The following is a 17,035-nucleotide window of genomic DNA, read 5'->3' as shown; positions in this document are numbered from 1 at the left end:
GGCGCGGCTCTCTAGGCGGTGCCGGTGGCGAGCAGATCCAGGGCGTACTGGAGGTCCGCCGGGTAGTCGCTGCTCACTTCCACCCATTCGCCGGTGCTGGGATGGGTGAAGCCCAGCTGGCGGGCATGCAGCCACTGCCGGGTGAGCCCCAGGTTGGCCGCGAGCCGCGGGTCGGCGCCATAGGTGAGGTCTCCGGCGCAGGGGTGCCGGAGCGCTGAAAAGTGAACTCGGATCTGGTGGGTACGGCCGGTCTCCAGATGGACTTCCACCAGCGTTGCCTTGCCGAACGCTTCCAGGACCTCGTAGTGCGTCACGGACGGACGGCCGTCCTCGATCACCGCGAAACGCCAATCGTGCCCGGGATGGCGGCCAATCGGGGCATCGATGGTGCCCTCCAAAGGATCAGGCAGTCCCTGCACCACTGCGTGGTACACCTTCTCCACGGTGCGTTCCTTGAAAGCGCGCTTCAGCACCGTGTACGCGTGTTCGGTCTTGGCCACCACCATGACACCGGACGTGCCGACATCGAGGCGGTGGACGATCCCTGCCCGTTCAGGAGCACCTGACGTCGAGATCCGGTAGCCGGCGCCGGCGAGACCGCCCACTACGGTGGGTCCTACCCACCCTGGAGACGGATGGGCAGCGACTCCCACCGGTTTGTCGATGACAACGAAATCCTCGTCATCCAGCAGGATCTTCAGGCCTTCCACAATTTCCTCCACGACTTCCAAGGGGTCCCGCCGCTCGGGAACGGTAACGTCCAGCACTGCGCCTGCGGCAAGCTTTGCCGACTTGCCAAGCGGCACACCGGCAATCGTGACGTTTCCTTCTGCGATCAACAGCGCCGCTGCTGACCGGGAAATGTCCATCAGTTGTGCAAGCCCGGCGTCCGCCCGCTTGCCTGCCAGTTCCTCAGGTACCACTACGGGATCACTCACCGGCTGTCTCCCCCATGGAGCCGCCCGCAGGCTTGGCCTCATCGGACGCCTTTGGACCAGCAGGCTGCCGCTGGCCGTCCATGCCGATGCCGCGCAGCGTCAGCAGGCAGATGATGACGACGCCGGATACCACCGCGGAGTCTGCGATGTTGAAGATGGCGAAGTTGGGCAACTGGATAAAATCCACCACGTGCCCCATGGCGAACGACGGCTCCCTGAACAAGCGGTCGGTCAGGTTGCCCAAAGCTCCCCCGAGCAAGAGCCCAAGGGACAGGGCCCACCACGCAGACCCGAGCCGGCGCAACTGGAACAGGATTGCCACGGAAACGGCCGCCATGACAATCGTGAAGATCCATGTCACATTCTCGCCAATGGAAAAGGCCGCCCCGGAGTTCCGGATGTAGTACCAGTGCAGCAGCGGAGGAAGAACGGGGATCCGCTCACCCTCGGTCATGGTGCTGGTGACCCAAAGTTTGGTGAGCTGGTCAAAGGCGTAGGCAAACACGGCGAAGCCGGCAAAGAGCCAGAGCATGGCCGGACGCCACTTACGGCGGGCGGTGGGCGCCGGCTGCGAGGCGTCATCGGTGAAGTCGTCGGTCATAGTGCTTTCATTCGGGAAGCGTGGTGGGGCGCTGTCAGGGTTTTAACAGCAAAAGCCGGTGGCCGAGGAGTCCTCAGCCACCGGCTTTCAGAATACTTGCTAAACGTCTGCGGTTGCTTCGCCGACCTCAGGGGCAGCGACGGAACCACGGGCATCCAGGTCGCGCAGCTGGCCTTCGATGTAGGCCTTCAGGCGTGAACGGTAATCGCGTTCGAAGCCACGGAGCTGCTCAACCTTGCGCTCAAGAACGGAACGCTGCTGCTCGAGTGCACCAAGGATCTTGCGGGACTTCTCCTGGGCATCGTTGACGAGGCTGGAAGCCTCGATCTGAGCCTCGGCGATGATCTTTTCCTTCTGCTGCGCACCGTCAGAGACGTGCTTGTCGTGCATCTGCTGCGCCATGGCCAGCAGGCCTGCAGCGGACTCAGCGGAAGGGGTAACGCTGTTGCTGGCGGCCGGAGCCTTGGCAGCGGCGGCAGCTGCTGCGGCCTGCTCGGCTTCCTTCTTCTTGGCAGCGTCGGCGGCCTTGGCTTCGGCTTCCGCCTTGGCTTCGGCTTCCTTGTCGACCTTGACGGGGGCAGGAACCTTCTCGACGACCGGAGCCGCAGCAGTTGCAGCAGGCACAGCCGAACCGGCTTCTCCGAGCTTCTTGCGAAGTTCGTCGTTCTCCTGGTTCAAGCGGCGAAGTTCCACCACGATCTCATCGAGGAAGTCGTCTACCTCGTCCTGGTCGTAGCCTTCGCGGAACTTGGTCGGCTGAAAGCGCTTGTTGACAACGTCTTCTGGCGTCAAAGCCATCTGGTCACCTCGTTGGTCTAGTTAGTCAGTAGGCCTTCCGGCCGTTCAAAACTACGGTACCTAAATATCATCTGGTTCCTCCAATTCAACACCATCGTGTTGATTTGGAGAATTTGCGGCCTTTGAACCATCGGTGGTCCGGGTTCCGCTCAGCAGCTAGGCCAAGCTGCTGGTTACTGCCATGGCAATACTGACCGCAATTATCAGGATCAGAAAGCCTAAATCCAAGGAGATTCCGCCCAGTTGGAGCGGCGGTATCAGCCTGCGGAGCCTGCCAAGCGGAGGGTCCGTGACGGAGTAGACCACATGCGCTGTTACCAATGCCACACCCCGGGGCCGCCACTGGCGGGCAAACATCTGAACCCATTCAAAGATGAGCCTGATGATCAGGGCAATGAAGAACAGCAACAACACAATATAGATAAGGCCGAAAACAATGCCCACGAGTTAGCTCAGATCTCCCACTTGTTCCGGAATGCCGATCGGTCCCTACTATTGCAACACAGATGCCAGGCGGGTTGACCCGCCTGGCATCCGCAAAGATCGGTGTCAGCTCTGGTTGAAGAAGCTGGCCTGCGTTTCGCTGGCCTTTTTGTCGTCGCCAATGACCTCTACGTACGACGGCGACAACAGGAAGACCTTGTTGGTCACCCTCTCGATGCTGCCATGGAGGCCGAAGACCAGGCCGGCGGAGAAATCCACGAGGCGCTTGGCGTCGGCTTCGCCCATGTCGGTGACGTTCATGATGACCGGAATGCCATCCCGGAAACTCTCACCGATGACCTTGGCATCGTTGTAGGAACGGGGATGAACGGTGGTGATCTGCCTCAGGCCCGAGGCATCTTCGCGGCTGGAGGCCGCACGCTTGATGGGTGTCACGGGTGCGCGGTATTCCTCTTCGGCGTCTACAGTGGGCATTTCGCGGACAACTTCCCGGACGGGAGCGGGCGCCCGGCGCTCTTCCCGTTCCTGTGCCTGGGGGCGTTCTTCGTCGTGGTGCGAGGCGACGGCCTGCTCAGATTCGTAGTGTTCATCGCCGTCGGCGAGCCCAAGATAGATCATTGTCTTGCGCAGAGCGCCAGCCATGGTGCACTCCTATCGTTTCTGCAGTAGGCGGGCCGCCATGACTTGACATATTGGAACCCCGGCCCGTCATTCCAATACTTTGACGCTACCCCACGGCCGGACGGGATCCGAGAATATCGGAGCCAATTCTCAGGTGTGTCGCCCCGAACTTCACGGCGGCTTCCAGGTCCTGGCTCATGCCGGCGGAAATTGCCACCGCGGCCGGATGAATGGCACGGAGAGCCTCGGAAATACCGGCAAGCTTCTCGAACGCCGCTTCCGGATCGGCCCCCAAGGGCGCCACGGCCATCAGGCCTGAGAGCTTCAGCCCGGCAGCGGATTCGATCTGTGCGGCAAGAAACTCGACGTCGGCCGGGCGTGCGCCGCCGCGGTGCGCGCCGGCGTCGTCCTCCAAGCTGACTTGAATGAAGCAGTCGAGGTCGGCACGGCCGGTGGCACCTTGTTCCCGCATGATGGCCTTCGCCAAGGCGTCAACGACTTGAGGCCGGTCTATCGACTGGACGGAGGCAGCATACTTTGCGACGGATTTTGCTTTGTTGCTTTGGAGCTGCCCAATGAAATGCCAACGGATATCAACGTCGGTAAGCCCGGCGCTCTTGGTGGCTGCTTCCTGGTCACGGTTCTCGCCGATGTCGGTAACACCAAGTGCGGCGAGGCGGCGCACATCCTCTGCCGGATGGAATTTGGTCACCACGATCAGCCGTGGCGGGTCACTGCGTCCGGCTGCAGCAACCGCTGTCTCGATCCGGCGCCCAACCGTACCCAGCCGTTGGGCGAGAACGGCCGTGCGGGCATCGCCTGACAGGCTTTCCTGCTGTTTGTCGTCGTGTCCAAGGCTAGTCATGCGTCCACACCAAACCTGCAAATCGACCGGTCCGGGAGTTCCGGCGGTATGAGAAAAGGGAATCGTTCTCCAGCGTGCACTCCCCCGAGTACTCCACGGGAACATCCAACGCTGCCAGTTGTGCCCGCACACCGGCCGGAAGGTCCAGGGCCGGAGTTCCCCAGGATGTGGTGGACCGGGTGGCCGGGACACGCGCAGCTACCTCGGCCTGCAGTTGTTCCGGCACCTCATAGCAGGACCCGCAGATAGATGGACCGAGCCAAGCGCTGATCCCTACGGCTCCCCGGCTCCGCATTTCCTCCACGGTGGCCGCAACAACAGCTGATGCGACGCCAGGGCGTCCGGCATGGGCTACGGCGAGGACGTGCCCGTTTCCTGCGCCGCTCCCCACGAACACCACCGGCACACAGTCCGCGACCATGACCGCCAATGGCTGCGCTGCACCGCGGGGGGCTGCGGCTGACACCATTGCGTCAGCAGTGGGCCCGGGCCCGTTGACTTCGATGAACTCCACGGTGTTGCCATGGACCTGTTCCATATATTGGAATTGATCGGCCCCCAGCCCCGCGGCCCGGTTCAACTCATCGCGGCGGGCCATTACCTCAGCGGGGTTGTCCCCCACATGGAGAGCCAGGTTCCCGGCGTCCGTATCCGTGAAGGCTACGGAAACGCCGGGACGAACTTCATTGCGCCACCAAAACACCTGGTACTGACTCTCCGAACGTGGCTTACTTCAGGAAGTCGGGGACGTCGAGGTCGTCGGAGCGGCTGCCCGAGAGATCAGGCTCGACGACGGCGGGGAGGTCGACGTCGAAGCCTGAGTCTGCAGGCAGTGCCGAGGGACGCTGCTGGCCCCAGTTGCTCAAGCCCGCGGCACCGATGCCTGCCGTGGCGTGCTGCGGGGCAGCAGCGCTGGACGGTGCACTGCTGGGCGCGGCGGGACGCTCCGAGGGCACCGGGTTCTGGGCGGGACGGGACTGGTCCATCGAAGGCGAGGTTGCCTTGACATCGTCAAAGCCTGCGGCAATGACTGTCACGCGGGCTTCATCACCCAAGGCGTCATCAATGACGGCGCCGAAGATGATGTTCGCCTCGGGGTGGGCTACTTCCTGCACCAGGCGTGCAGCCTCATTGATTTCGAACAGACCCAGATCCGACCCACCCTGGATTGAGAGCAGGACGCCGTGGGCGCCGTCGATGGAGGCCTCCAGGAGCGGGGAAGCAATGGCCAGTTCGGCTGCCTTGACCGCACGGTCCTCACCACGGGCCGACCCGATGCCCATCAGGGCCGAGCCAGCACCCTGCATGACGGACTTGACGTCGGCAAAGTCAAGGTTGATCAGGCCGGGAGTGGTGATCAGGTCGGTGATGCCCTGGACGCCCGAAAGGAGGACCTGGTCCGCAGAACGGAAAGCGTCCAGGACGGAGACGTTGCGATCACTGATGGACAAGAGGCGATCGTTGGGGATGACGATCAGGGTATCGACTTCATCGCGAAGGGCGTCGATGCCGGCTTCGGCTGAGCCTGCACGGCGACGGCCCTCGAAAGTGAACGGCCGGGTCACAACACCGATGGTCAGCGCACCCAGGGAGCGGGCGATGCGCGCGACCACAGGGGCCCCACCAGTACCGGTGCCACCGCCTTCACCAGCGGTAACGAAGACCATGTCGGCACCCCGGAGAACTTCTTCGATCTCGTCGGCGTGGTCTTCCGCGGCCTGCTTTCCGACCTCGGGGTTTGCGCCGGCGCCAAGGCCGCGCGTGAGTTCACGTCCAACGTCGAGCTTGACGTCGGCGTCGCTCATGAGCAGCGCCTGCGCGTCAGTGTTGATGGCGATGAACTCGACGCCCCGAAGGCCGACCTCGATCATACGGTTGACTGCGTTCACGCCACCGCCGCCGATGCCGACGACCTTGATGACGGCCAAGTAATTCTGCGGTGCTGCCACGTTTCGTGCCCCTTGCTTGTGTCCTATAGCGAAACTGATCGAGTCCAACTTGAATCCTTGGACCTTAACCCTCTAGTTGAAGGTTATAGTTATGTCAAGTAACTCTACTGCGACGGTATTTCCTATGGTTCGCACATGCAATCTCCGCTTGCGCGTGTCGTGTGATTGTCCTGAAATAAGGCCACCGCCGGCCGTAGGTTACGTTCTCAAAGCTGCTTATTTTGTGAATGGATGCCGCGGGACGCTGACGTCGTACACGCTGACGGGAACCTTCGGGTCAGCCGGCATCTTGAGCAGCGCTTCAAGTGCCTTCGCCTTCAGTTCCCTGTCCTCGGCATTGCCCCACACTACCGTCTTTCCGTCCACCAATTTCAGTTCGACGGCATCCGCGGAGGCCGCCGAAGCTGTCGACATCCGGGCGCGGACATCGGCCGGCAACGTATCCAGGACGGCGGCAATCGCCTTGAACAACTCTGTGTTCGTCGCCCCGGCTCCCGCGTCAATCAAGGGCAGTGCCACCGCCGACTGGTCCTTCGTAGCCCCGAGTTGCACCCCGTCCACATCCACCATCACGAACGAGTCACCCTGCTTGAGCAGCGCCACCGGAACGCGTTCGTTGACATGCACAAGCAACTCCGACGGCGGCCTCGCCTCCATGGTTGCGGAGCGGACCTGGACCAGCGGCTTCAAGAGCTCGTTGATCTCCTGTTCGGTGACCTGCGGCAGCGGCTTGCCCTCCAGGCCGGACAGAGCCTGCTGAACGGCGTCGGGCGTCAGCAGTGTGGTGCCGTCCACTGTCACTGTCCTGACTGCCAATACCGGCGAGAAGACCGCACCGGCGATCAGGGCCGCCACAACAGCGGCCACGATGGAAAGCGTCCACCCAATAATCCTGCGTTGCCGCCGGCCCTTGGGCTCAGGAAAGACAATGACGTTATCCGACGCCGGGGCCTTTGTTGACGTGGTCGCCGTGGCTGGCTGGGAACGGGTCCCCCGCTTACTGTCCGGCTCGATGGGACGTTGCGCGCTGATGACTTCGCCGGATCCCTCAGCCCGGCCTTTGTCCGGCACCGCCTTGGATCCTCCCGAACGGGCCGCATCCGGCGGGCGCGACTCCGCTCCAGGCCTGTACGTCGGCTTGCGGGTGCTAGCCACCCAACGCCTCCACGATCACTGGCCCGTAAGCAGTAACGTCGCCGGCACCGACGGTGAGGACTACATCTCCGTCGCTGGCGACCGCCATCAGGGCGTCCACTGCCTCCCCTGCCCCCACCAGCCTGCCAGTGGCAAGCTGATCGGCGATCAAAGCGCTGGTGACACCGGGGATGGGGTCCTCGCGAGCAGGATAGATATCCAGGATCAGGGCCGTATCCGCCGCGTCCAGCGCAGCAGCAAATTCCCCGGCGAACTCGCGTGTGCGCGAAAACAAGTGCGGCTGGAACAGGACATGGACCTTGTTGCCCCCGGCTACCGAGCGGGCGGCAGACAGGGCGGCGCGAACCTCCGTGGGGTGGTGGGCATAGTCGTCGTAGACCCGCACACCCCTCCCCTGGCCCTTGAGCTCAAAGCGCCGTGACGCGCCAGTGAACTGGCCCAGCGCCGCCGCCGCATCTTCGGGATTCACACCAAGTTCGACGGCGACCGCGAACGCGGCTGCCGCGTTCAGGGCATTGTGGCGCCCCGGGACCTGCAGTTCCACCCTGTGGACGTCAGGACCAACGGCTACCGAAACGTCTCCGGGACCGCCGTCGAAAAGGCGGATGTCGGCGTCGTCCGATGTCCCGTACGTCAGGACGCGCGTGGTTCCCAGGGACGCCGTCCGCTCCGCCAGGGCGAGGGCACCGGCGTCGTCGGCGCAGGCCAGGAGAACGCCGTCCGCCGGCAGGAGCGCCGCAAAGTTGTCGAAGGAGGCAAAGACCGCTTCCGGCGTCCCGTAGTGGTCAAGGTGGTCGGCTTCGACGTTGGTCACCACGGCAATCAGCGGACGGTAATTGAGGAAGGACCCGTCCGATTCATCGGCCTCGGCCACGAAGATGTCCGACTCCCCATGGGCAGCATTCACACCCAACGCCGGGACGTTGGCGCCAATGGCAAAAGAGGGGTCAACGCCGGCTTCCTTGAGCAGGACGGCAATCATGGAGGTGGTGGTGGACTTCCCATGGGTACCCGCCACTGTAACTACACGGTGGCCCGCCATGGTGGCAGCCAAAGCTTCGGACCGGTGCAGCACGGGCAGCCCGGCGGCACGTGCCGCAGTGAGCTCGGGATTGTCGGCCCGGATGGCAGAGCCGGCCACGATCGTCTGGGCGTCGGCAAGGTTGTTTTGGTCGTATCCCACCGCGATGCGGGCCCCAGCCAAGGAGAGGTCGTGCATGACCGGCAGGTCCTTGGCGTCGGTTCCGCTGACGGGGACACCCCGCGCCACCATGATCCGGGCGACTGCGGACATTCCCACGCCGCCAATGCCAATGAAGTGGACCCGGCCCAGGGATTCGAGGGGGGCGATGCTGATGGTCATGCGGATACCGCTTCCAGGACAAGATCAGCCATGCGCTGATCGGCGTTTCTGATACCAAGGGCTTCGGTTTTTCTGGCCATTTGGAGGAGCCTGTCGTGGTCAGTCAGGAGCGGAATGAGCTCCCGCTCCAGCCATTCAGGGCTGAGGTCCTTGTCATCAACCAGGAGTGCGCCACCTGCATCCACCAACGGCGCAGCATTCAGTGCCTGCTCTCCGTTGCCGATGGGCAAGGGCACAAACACGGCCGGGACTCCCACGGCTGCCACTTCGCTGACAGTTCCGGCGCCGGCACGGGCAAGGAGGACGTCCGCGGCTGCATAGACGTTCTCCATCCCATCCACATACTCAACCTGGCGATACCCTTCGGCGGTGAGCAGGCCGCCGTCGTCGTTGAGAACGGCCTTCCCATTGCCCGTGATGTGCAGGGTCTGTATCCCCGCGGCCGCCAGCGCAGGCAAGGCTGCACTGATGGAACGGTTGATGCTGAGTGCGCCCGAGGAACCACCGGTGACGATCAACACGGGGCGTTCTGGAACCAGGCCCAAGGAAGCCTTGGCAGCAGGAGCCGCCGTTGTCCGGTGAAGTCCCGAGATGGCTCGCCGCATGGGCATGCCAACATGGCGTGCACCCCGCAGCCGGGTACCGGCGAATGCCACCGCAACATGATTGCTGAAACGGGCACCGACGCGGTTGGCCAGGCCGGCCTTCATGTTGGCCTCGTGGATCACAATGGGGATACCGAGTTTCCGTGCGGCGAGGTACATCGGCGTACAGACGTAACCGCCCACGCCTACCAGGACATCAGCGTGCGCATCCTCAAGGATGCGGCGGGCCTGACGGACTGCTCCCATCAAACGGCCGGGAAGTTTGACCAGGTCAACGGAAGGACGCCGCGGGAAAGGGACACGGTCTATGGTGGCGAGCTGGTAGCCGGCAGCCGGTATGAGCCGCGTTTCCATGCCCGACGGCGTGCCAACAGCCAGGATTGCAGCTTCCGGACGCTTGTCCTTGATGGCATCGGCGATGGCGAGCAGCGGGCTCACGTGCCCGGCAGTACCGCCGCCGGCAAGGACAACGGACAAGGGCTTGGACGCGTTGCGGGAGTCAGAAGTCATGAAGTGCTATGTACGCTTTCGTGCGGTTTTCGGAGAACGGCGCGGCAGGAACCGGGGGCGTTGCTGGGGCGGCAATTGGCCTCGGGCCAAGGACAACACTACGCCCACGCCACAGAGGGACATCACGAGGGCTGAGCCTCCGTAGGAGATGAACGGGAGCGGCACACCGACCACCGGAAGGAGCTGGGTGACCACAGCCATGTTCATGCTTGCCTGTCCCAGGAGCCACACCATGATGCCACCGGCCAGTGTTCGCTGGAACGGGTCCGTTTGCCTGACCACTACCCGGAAAATGGCGATGCCCAGGATTGCGAAGAGCACCAACACCACCAGGGTTCCCACGAGTCCAAGCTCTTCTCCGATGATGGCGAAGATGAAGTCATTGTGGGCTTCGGGAAGCCAGTTGTACTTCTGCCGGCTTTGGCCAAGGCCCAGCCCGGTCCAACTTCCCTGCGCCAGGCCGTACATGCCGTTGGTGGACTGGAAGTCGAAGTCGAAGTTATCGGTGCAGGAGGCCGACGCTGTGCCCAACCAGGACGTGATGCGGCAGATGCGGTTCGCACTGCTGATGGTTCCCAGCACGGCACCCACTGCCCCAACGGCCCCTGCTATGGCCAGCATCTTGCCCGGAACCCCGGCGAAGTAGAGGCCTGCCGCCGTGATGGCCGCAATGACGATCACTGTCCCGAGGTCGTTCCCGAGCATCACCAGCGCAATCACCAGGCCGGCTCCGGGCACCACGGGAATGATGACATGCCACCAACGGTGCAGGAGCTTTTGCTTGCGGGCCAGTACTGCAGCAATCCATACGCACAGGACCAGCTTGGCCATCTCCGAGGGCTGGAGCGTTATTCCGCCGACGTCGATCCAGTTCTTGTTGCCGTTGACGGTGTTGCCCATGACCTGGACCAGGACCAGGAGTACCACGACGCCACCCAGAGCCCACCAGGACAACCTCTTCATCCAGTTCACGTTGGTTCGCGAGATCACGTACATGGCTGCTGCTCCGAGCACCCCGAACATCGCCTGCTTCAGGGCGTCCGCGTAGGGCGACTTCCCTTCGGAGATCGCCTCGACACTCGAGGCCGACAACACCATCATGATGCCAATGGCAGTCAACGCCAGGGCACAGCCCAGGATGAGGTAGTACGTGGAGCTGTTGGGGGCTTTGCTCTTGCCTTCAAGGCTTTCCCAGAAGCCTCGCAGGTGTCGGCGGAGCCCGGAAGGCTTTTTGGGCGCCCGCACCGAAGCCTTGGGCTTCCCGTCCCGCGGGTCTTTGCCGCGGGTGCGGGTGGGCGTGCTGACCATTGTTACTCCTCGGTGGTCGTTGCCTGCCCTTCCACAAGCTCGCGAACTGCCTGGATGAAAGCATCGCCGCGGTGAGCGTAGGAAGAGAACTGATCCATGGATGCAGCCGCGGGTGCCATCAGGACGGTGTCCCCTGGCGTGGCCAGTTCGGCCGCCGACACCACGGCCTGGCCCATGATGGCCTCGCCGTAGATGGGCGAGGCGGCGTTGCCGGCTACGGTCTGCACCATCCCAGTGTCGCCCTTGGCTTGCGCTATCACGGGGACATCCGGTGCGTGTCGCTGGAGGGAGCCTTCCAGCGCTTCGGTATCGGTCCCAATAAGGACAACGGCCTTCAGGCGGCGGGCGTGTTCTTTGACGAGGTCGTCATAGTTGACACCCTTGGAGAGCCCACCCGCAATCCACACGACGTGTTGGAAGGCAGAGAGCGCCGCGGATGCAGCGTGTGGATTGGTGGCTTTGGAGTCGTTGATCCACAGGATGTCGTTCCGTTTGGCGACCACCTGGATGCGATGGGCGCCCGGCAGGTAGTTGGCCAAACCCTGCTTTACCGCCGTTGGCTCTATGCCGTATGCACGTACCAAGGCCGCGGCCGCCAACGCGTTGGCCACCATGTGGCGCGGCGCCACAGGCCCGAGGTCGGCCATAGCGGCGAGCTCCGCGGCGGAGTCTTTGCGCTCGGCAATGAACGCGCGGTCAACCAGCAGTCCGTCCACCACACCCAGCATGCTGATAGCTGGAGTATTCGTGGTGAACCCAATGGCGCGGCAACCCTCAACGACGTCCGCGTTCTCCACCATGCGTTCGGTTTCGATCTGTTCGGCGTTGTAGATGGCCGCCTTTTGGGTGTTCTCATACACCTTGGCCTTGTCCGCCAGGTACGAGGCATAGGACCCGTGCCAGTCCACGTGGTCTTCAGCAACGTTGAGGCACACACTTGCCACTGGTGACAGGGAATGGCTCCAATGCAGCTGGAAGCTGGAGAGTTCAACAGCGAACGCGTCGTAGTCCACCGGATCCCGGAGTGCGTCAAGGATCGGCGTTCCAACGTTGCCGACCGCGATTGCCTTGAGTCCGGCTGCCTGCAGCATGGATTCGGTCATGCCCACCGTGGTGGTCTTGCCGTTCGTGCCCGTAATGGTGAGCCAGTCAGCTGTCTTGCGTCCTGCGCGGACGCGGAGGCGCCAAGCAAGCTCAACGTCGCCCCACACGGGGATGTGCTTCCGCTTGGCGGCGGCCAACAGGGCCTGGTCCGGCCGCCATCCCGGCGACGTGACAACCAGCTCGGGCAAAGCGTCGTCGATCAGGGGAAGGGCATTGACCGCGTCCTCCCCCAACAGCACCTCAACGGCGCCCACGATTTTCAGGGTGTCAGCTTGCGCCTTGGCCTTTGGCGTGGTGGCTGCGTCCACCACCACCACTTTGGCACCGAGTTCGATGAGGGTGTCAGCTGCCGAGAAGCCGGACATGCCGATTCCCGTCACCACCACGCGCAGGCCGCTCCAGTCAGCGTCCCAGCTGGTGAGTTCGCTGAGCCTGTCGGCGGCCGACGGCGTTGTCTCCGGGCTTCCGTTCACAGCAGTACCACCCATTCAGCGTAGAAAATTCCGAGGCCGGCGGCCACGAACAGGCCGGCGAGGATCCAGAAGCGGACAACCACTGTCACTTCCGCCCAGCCCTTCAGTTCAAAGTGATGTTGAAGTGGCGCCATCTTGAAGACCCGTTTGCCGCCACTGAGTTTGAAGAAGCCCACCTGGATGATGACCGAAAGGGTGATCAGGACGAACAGGCCGCCGATGAAAGCCAGCAGGAGTTCCGTGCGTGACAAAATCGCGAAGGCTGCCACGGCACCGCCGATCGCCAGGGATCCCGTGTCCCCCATGAAGATCTTGGCCGGCGAGGTATTCCACCAGAGGAAGCCCACCAAGGCTGCACTGAGGATCGCTGCCAACAGGGCAAGATCCATGGGGTCACGAACCTGGTAACAACCGCTTCCTGCTTCCCTGGGTGATCCGCAGGCCTGGTTGTTCTGCCAGATTCCCATGATGGTGTAGGCGCCAAAGACCATGATGGACGCGCCCGCAGCAAGGCCATCCAGGCCATCGGTCAGGTTCACGCCGTTGGTGGCAGCAGTGATGATCAGGTTGGACCATACGACGAAGAGGATCGCGCCGAGCACTGTCCCGCCAAAAGCCAGGTCCAGCCAAGGGATGTCCCGCACCAACGAGATCTGGGTGGATGCCGGCCGAAGTCCGTCCTCGTTGGGAAACTGCAGTACCAGCACCGCGAAGATGATTCCGACGGCAGCCTGGAGGATCAGCTTTGCCCGGGCGTTCAGGCCCAGGCTGCGCTTGTTGGAAATCTTGATGTAGTCGTCCAGGAAGCCCACAAAACCCATGCCCACCATGAGGAACAGCAGCAGGAGTCCTGACGCGGACGGTCCAGGGGACCGCGGGTTCATCATCCACATGATCAGGTGCGTCACGAAGTAGCTGATGAGCACGGCCGCAACTACAACGGTCCCGCCCATGGTCGGCGTTCCACGCTTGGTGTGGTGCGATGTAGGACCGTCGTCGCGGATGAATTGCCCGTAGCTCTTGGCCACGAGGAACTTGATGAACAGGGGCGTCCCGATGAGGGCCACCAGAAGGGCGACGCCGGCGCCGATCAAAAGTGCAATCACAGCAGCTCGTTCCCTTCGCTTGCGGCAGCTTCAGCCGCGTTGTCTCCGGTGGGCTCGGCCCGTGGAGGTAATGCTATCCGATCACCCAAATGCCGCAGCCCTACCCCGTTGGAGGACTTGAACAACACCAGGTCACCGGGTTCGAGCTCGTTCTGCAGGAGCTCGTAGGCTTCTTCGACAGTCTCGGTGAACGAACATTCATCGCCCCAGGATCCTTCCTGGATGGCCGAGACGTAGAGGGCCCTGGCTTCGCGTCCCACCACCACAAGCCTGGAGATGTTCAACCGGACTACCTGCGTGCCCACTGCGGTGTGCTCGCGGATGGAGTCCTCCCCGAGCTCGAGCATGGCTCCAAGCACAGCCCAGGTCCGTCGGCCTTGTCCAAGATCTGCCAGTGTGCGCAACGCTGCCCGCATTGATTCCGGGTTGGCGTTGTAGGCGTCGTTGATGATGGTGACGCCGTCTTCGCGTTCAGTCCGCTCCATGCGCCAGCGGCTTGCCGCCGACTGTGAGCTGAGGGAGGACGCAATGTCGGCGGCCGGGATGCCGGCGGCGAACGCAGCTGCCGCCGCGGCCAACAGGTTGGTTACATGGTGCCCACCGATCAGGCGGCTTCGCACCTCAACGGCAGGGCCGCCGTCGGGCAACACGAGATCAAAGTCCGGGAAACCCTGGGCATTGACCACCACGTTGCGCGCTTCGACCTCTTCGGTGGTGGCGGGCGCTGCCGTGAACCCCAGGATCCTGGCCTTGGTCCGGGAGCGCATGGCAGCTACGCGGCCATCATCGAGGTTGATCACAGCCGTGCCGTGCTCGCCAAGGGCTTCAACGAGTTCGCCCTTCGTAGTGGCGATATTCTCAACCCCGCCGAATTCTCCGGCATGTGCCGTACCAACCACCAGGACAACGCCAATGTCCGGCTTCACCATGTCTGCGAGGTATTTGATGTGGCCAAGGCCTGTGGCACCCATCTCGATGACCAAGTAGCGGGTATCGGCGTCGGCGGCGAAAACCGTCAAGGGCACGCCCACTTCACCGTTGTAGGAACCCTGCGGCGCCACCGTCTTACCGGCCACGGAAAGCACACCGGCCAAGAGATCCTTGGTGGTCGTCTTACCGGCCGATCCGGTGATGCCAATGACCGTAAAGTCTTCGCCGCGCTGTGCGCGTTCAGCACGGATGCGACGGACGCATTCCGCTGCGAGGGCACCCATTGCCAGGACGGCATCATCGACTACGACGGCGGGAAAGGGGCTTCCGCCAGCGTCGGTCACTTCACGTTCGGCGAGGACCAGTACGGCGCCGCGTTCGAAGGCAGCCTCGACGAAGTCGTGGCCATCGGCGTGCTCGCCGGGCTTGGCAACGTAGAGCGAACCGGGCGTCGCTTCCCGTGAATCAGTGACGACGGAGGTGGGCGCGATGTCCGTAGCTCCGGTCAATCGGCCATGGGTGATGTCGGCGATCTCCGCCGCAGTAAGTGCAATCATCTCGGTTTAGGACTCTATCCGCTGGTCCGATGAAACGCTGAATCCCTTGGATGTCAAGGCGGCGCGCAACTCGACCCTGTCGTCCAGTGCCAGGTTCACGCCTTTGACCTCTTGCCACACTTCGTGGCCACGTCCGGCGATAAGGATGGTGTCGTTGGCAGTGGCCATCTCAACGGCCAGCCGGATCGCGGCGTCCCTCGGGTGGGACTCGATGATGTCGCTGCCCAGCTTTTCGGCATCCCGGGCTGCCCTGGCACCCTGCAGGACTTCGGCGCGGATTGATGCCGCGTCTTCGTCGTGGGGATCGTCATCACTGACGATCACCACATCGGCAAGGCGCGCAGCGATGGCACCCATGGTGGGCCGCTTGCCCTGGTCGCGCTGGCCGGTTGCACCAAAGACCACAATGACGCGGGACCCCTCCTGTGGCGAGCGTACGGCTTCGAGCGCACGCGCCAAAGCATCAGGATTGTGGGCAAAATCAACAACTGCGGCTGGCTCAGTTGAGACCAACTGCATGCGCCCGGGAACGGCCACCGTGAAAGGATCGTGGGTGTCCAAGGCCGACTGGAGTGTCTGTTCGTCAACGCCCGACGCCAGGACCATGAGGGTGGCCAAGGCAGCGTTGGCCACGTTGAAGGCTCCAGGCAGGCCCGTGTGGACGCGCAGCACGCGTCCGTCGGCGTGCCTGAGTTCGAATGCGGAGCCGAGCCCTCGGGCAGTGATTTCCGCGACGTGCCAGTCGGACCCGGCGGTGGCCTCGTTGGCCGAGAGGGTAGTGACGGGGATATCGGCCAGCTCCGCGAGCTTGCGCCCCCAGTCATCGTCCACTGTGACAACAGCGTGGCGGGCCCGCCTGGCGGTGAAGAGTTCCGCCTTGGTGCGGAAATACTCTTCCATGCTGCCGTGCAGGTCCAGATGGTCCTGGGTGAGGTTGGTGAAACCCGCGACGTCGAACATCACACCGTCCACACGGTGGTAGGAGATCGCGTGGGACGAGACTTCCATGGACGCGGCTTCCAGGCCCCGTTCGCGCATCAGAGCCAGCAGGGCATGGACATCCGTGGACTCCGGGGTGGTCAGGAGGCTCGGGATAGGCTCACCGCCAGCCACGATCTCTATGGTCCCAATGAGTCCCGGAGTCTTGCCCAGAGCACGCAGCAGCGAGTTGATGAAGTAGGTCGTGGTGGTCTTTCCGTTGGTACCGGTGACACCGTACAGGGACGGGAACCCGCCTTCCGCCGGCTGGCTGCGGTAGATCAGCGCAGCCAAAGGTCCGACGGCGGTACGCGCCTCTTGCACGATAAGCACCGGAACCGGCTGCTCGCCGGCCAGCGCCAGTTGGCGTGCCCCGGCGTCGTCCGTGACCACGGCCACGGCACCGGCGGCGACGGCTTGGGGAACAAAGTCGGCACCATGGCGCGAAGCGCCTGGCAAGGCCATATAGAGGTCGCCGGATTCCACGGCCCTGGAGTTGAGGGTTATGCCTGTCACTCCCCTGTTGTGGTTGCCCTCCGGTGCGGCTATTCCAAGTGCCTCCGCAATCGTGGCCAACGGCACCGCGGCCACGGATTCGGGGCGGAAGACGGACCTGCCGGTATCCGGCGTCGTGGCGCTGTTAGCTGCCTCATTGTGCTCTGACACGTGGTTCTCCGTTGGTGCTCGTGGAACGACCGGCCTGGGGCCAGCGGCGCCCGGGCCGTTAGTG

The 17,035-nt window shown here is 63.3% G+C and carries 16 protein-coding genes; all 16 read right to left on the bottom strand.

Features of this window, described 5'->3' with window-relative positions; all coding sequences use genetic code 11:
• Positions 1-11: 11 nt before the first annotated feature.
• A complete protein-coding gene (locus J3D46_RS13520) occupies positions 12-938 on the bottom strand; it encodes an RluA family pseudouridine synthase (RefSeq protein ID WP_231339037.1) in 927 nt (308 codons plus the stop codon).
• A complete protein-coding gene (lspA, locus tag J3D46_RS13515) occupies positions 931-1,539 on the bottom strand; it encodes a signal peptidase II (RefSeq protein WP_231339038.1) in 609 nt (202 codons plus the stop codon). Before lspA ends, J3D46_RS13520 begins: the two co-directional genes overlap by 8 nt.
• Before the next feature lie 99 nt (positions 1,540-1,638).
• Positions 1,639-2,337, bottom strand: coding sequence for a DivIVA domain-containing protein (locus tag J3D46_RS13510; protein WP_159707661.1), 699 nt, complete (start codon positions 2,335-2,337; stop codon positions 1,639-1,641).
• A 156-nt stretch (positions 2,338-2,493) separates the two neighbouring features.
• Positions 2,494-2,781, bottom strand: coding sequence for a YggT family protein (locus tag J3D46_RS13505; protein WP_017200850.1), 288 nt, complete (start codon positions 2,779-2,781; stop codon positions 2,494-2,496).
• A gap of 105 nt (positions 2,782-2,886) precedes the next feature.
• Positions 2,887-3,423, bottom strand: a complete 537-nt coding sequence (locus J3D46_RS13500; protein WP_026542515.1) for a cell division protein SepF — start codon at positions 3,421-3,423, stop codon at positions 2,887-2,889.
• Positions 3,424-3,508: 85 nt separating this feature from the next.
• Positions 3,509-4,267, bottom strand: a complete 759-nt coding sequence (locus J3D46_RS13495) for a YggS family pyridoxal phosphate-dependent enzyme (RefSeq protein ID WP_231339041.1) — start codon at positions 4,265-4,267, stop codon at positions 3,509-3,511.
• Positions 4,260-4,970 carry a polyphenol oxidase family protein gene (locus J3D46_RS13490; RefSeq protein WP_231339043.1) on the bottom strand — a complete coding sequence of 237 codons (711 nt, stop codon included), beginning with the start codon at positions 4,968-4,970 and terminating at the stop codon, positions 4,260-4,262. Before J3D46_RS13490 ends, J3D46_RS13495 begins: the two co-directional genes overlap by 8 nt.
• Positions 4,971-4,995: 25 nt before the next feature.
• Positions 4,996-6,216 (bottom strand): cell division protein FtsZ, encoded by a 1,221-nt coding sequence (gene ftsZ / locus J3D46_RS13485; RefSeq protein ID WP_026542512.1) that lies wholly within the window; start codon positions 6,214-6,216, stop codon positions 4,996-4,998.
• A 216-nt stretch (positions 6,217-6,432) separates the two neighbouring features.
• Positions 6,433-7,371: an FtsQ-type POTRA domain-containing protein gene (locus J3D46_RS13480; RefSeq protein ID WP_231339044.1), complete on the bottom strand. Its 939-nt coding sequence runs from the start codon at positions 7,369-7,371 to the stop codon at positions 6,433-6,435.
• Positions 7,364-8,734 carry a UDP-N-acetylmuramate--L-alanine ligase gene (murC, locus tag J3D46_RS13475; protein WP_231339045.1) on the bottom strand — a complete coding sequence of 457 codons (1,371 nt, stop codon included), beginning with the start codon at positions 8,732-8,734 and terminating at the stop codon, positions 7,364-7,366. Before murC ends, J3D46_RS13480 begins: the two co-directional genes overlap by 8 nt.
• A complete protein-coding gene (gene murG, locus J3D46_RS13470) occupies positions 8,731-9,849 on the bottom strand; it encodes an undecaprenyldiphospho-muramoylpentapeptide beta-N-acetylglucosaminyltransferase (protein WP_253467684.1) in 1,119 nt (372 codons plus the stop codon). The genes murC and murG overlap by 4 nt, the downstream gene beginning before the upstream one ends.
• A gap of 6 nt (positions 9,850-9,855) precedes the next feature.
• Complete coding sequence (gene ftsW, locus J3D46_RS13465) at positions 9,856-11,157, bottom strand: putative lipid II flippase FtsW (protein ID WP_231339048.1); 1,302 nt, start codon at positions 11,155-11,157, stop codon at positions 9,856-9,858.
• A gap of 2 nt (positions 11,158-11,159) precedes the next feature.
• Positions 11,160-12,749, bottom strand: a complete 1,590-nt coding sequence (gene murD / locus J3D46_RS13460; RefSeq protein WP_231339050.1) for a UDP-N-acetylmuramoyl-L-alanine--D-glutamate ligase — start codon at positions 12,747-12,749, stop codon at positions 11,160-11,162.
• Positions 12,731-13,840, bottom strand: a complete 1,110-nt coding sequence (gene mraY / locus J3D46_RS13455) for a phospho-N-acetylmuramoyl-pentapeptide-transferase (protein ID WP_159707681.1) — start codon at positions 13,838-13,840, stop codon at positions 12,731-12,733. The genes murD and mraY overlap by 19 nt, the downstream gene beginning before the upstream one ends.
• Complete coding sequence (gene murF / locus J3D46_RS13450) at positions 13,837-15,327, bottom strand: UDP-N-acetylmuramoyl-tripeptide--D-alanyl-D-alanine ligase (RefSeq protein WP_231339051.1); 1,491 nt, start codon at positions 15,325-15,327, stop codon at positions 13,837-13,839. Before murF ends, mraY begins: the two co-directional genes overlap by 4 nt.
• A 6-nt stretch (positions 15,328-15,333) precedes the next feature.
• On the bottom strand, positions 15,334-16,971 hold the full coding sequence (locus tag J3D46_RS13445; protein ID WP_231339052.1) for a UDP-N-acetylmuramoyl-L-alanyl-D-glutamate--2,6-diaminopimelate ligase: 1,638 nt from the start codon (positions 16,969-16,971) through the stop codon (positions 15,334-15,336).
• Between the last annotated feature and the right edge of the window lie 64 nt (positions 16,972-17,035).

Source organism: Paenarthrobacter sp. A20 (assembly GCF_024168825.1).
Lineage (GTDB): Bacteria > Actinomycetota > Actinomycetes > Actinomycetales > Micrococcaceae > Arthrobacter.
This window is presented reverse-complemented; position numbering and strand designations above follow the sequence as displayed.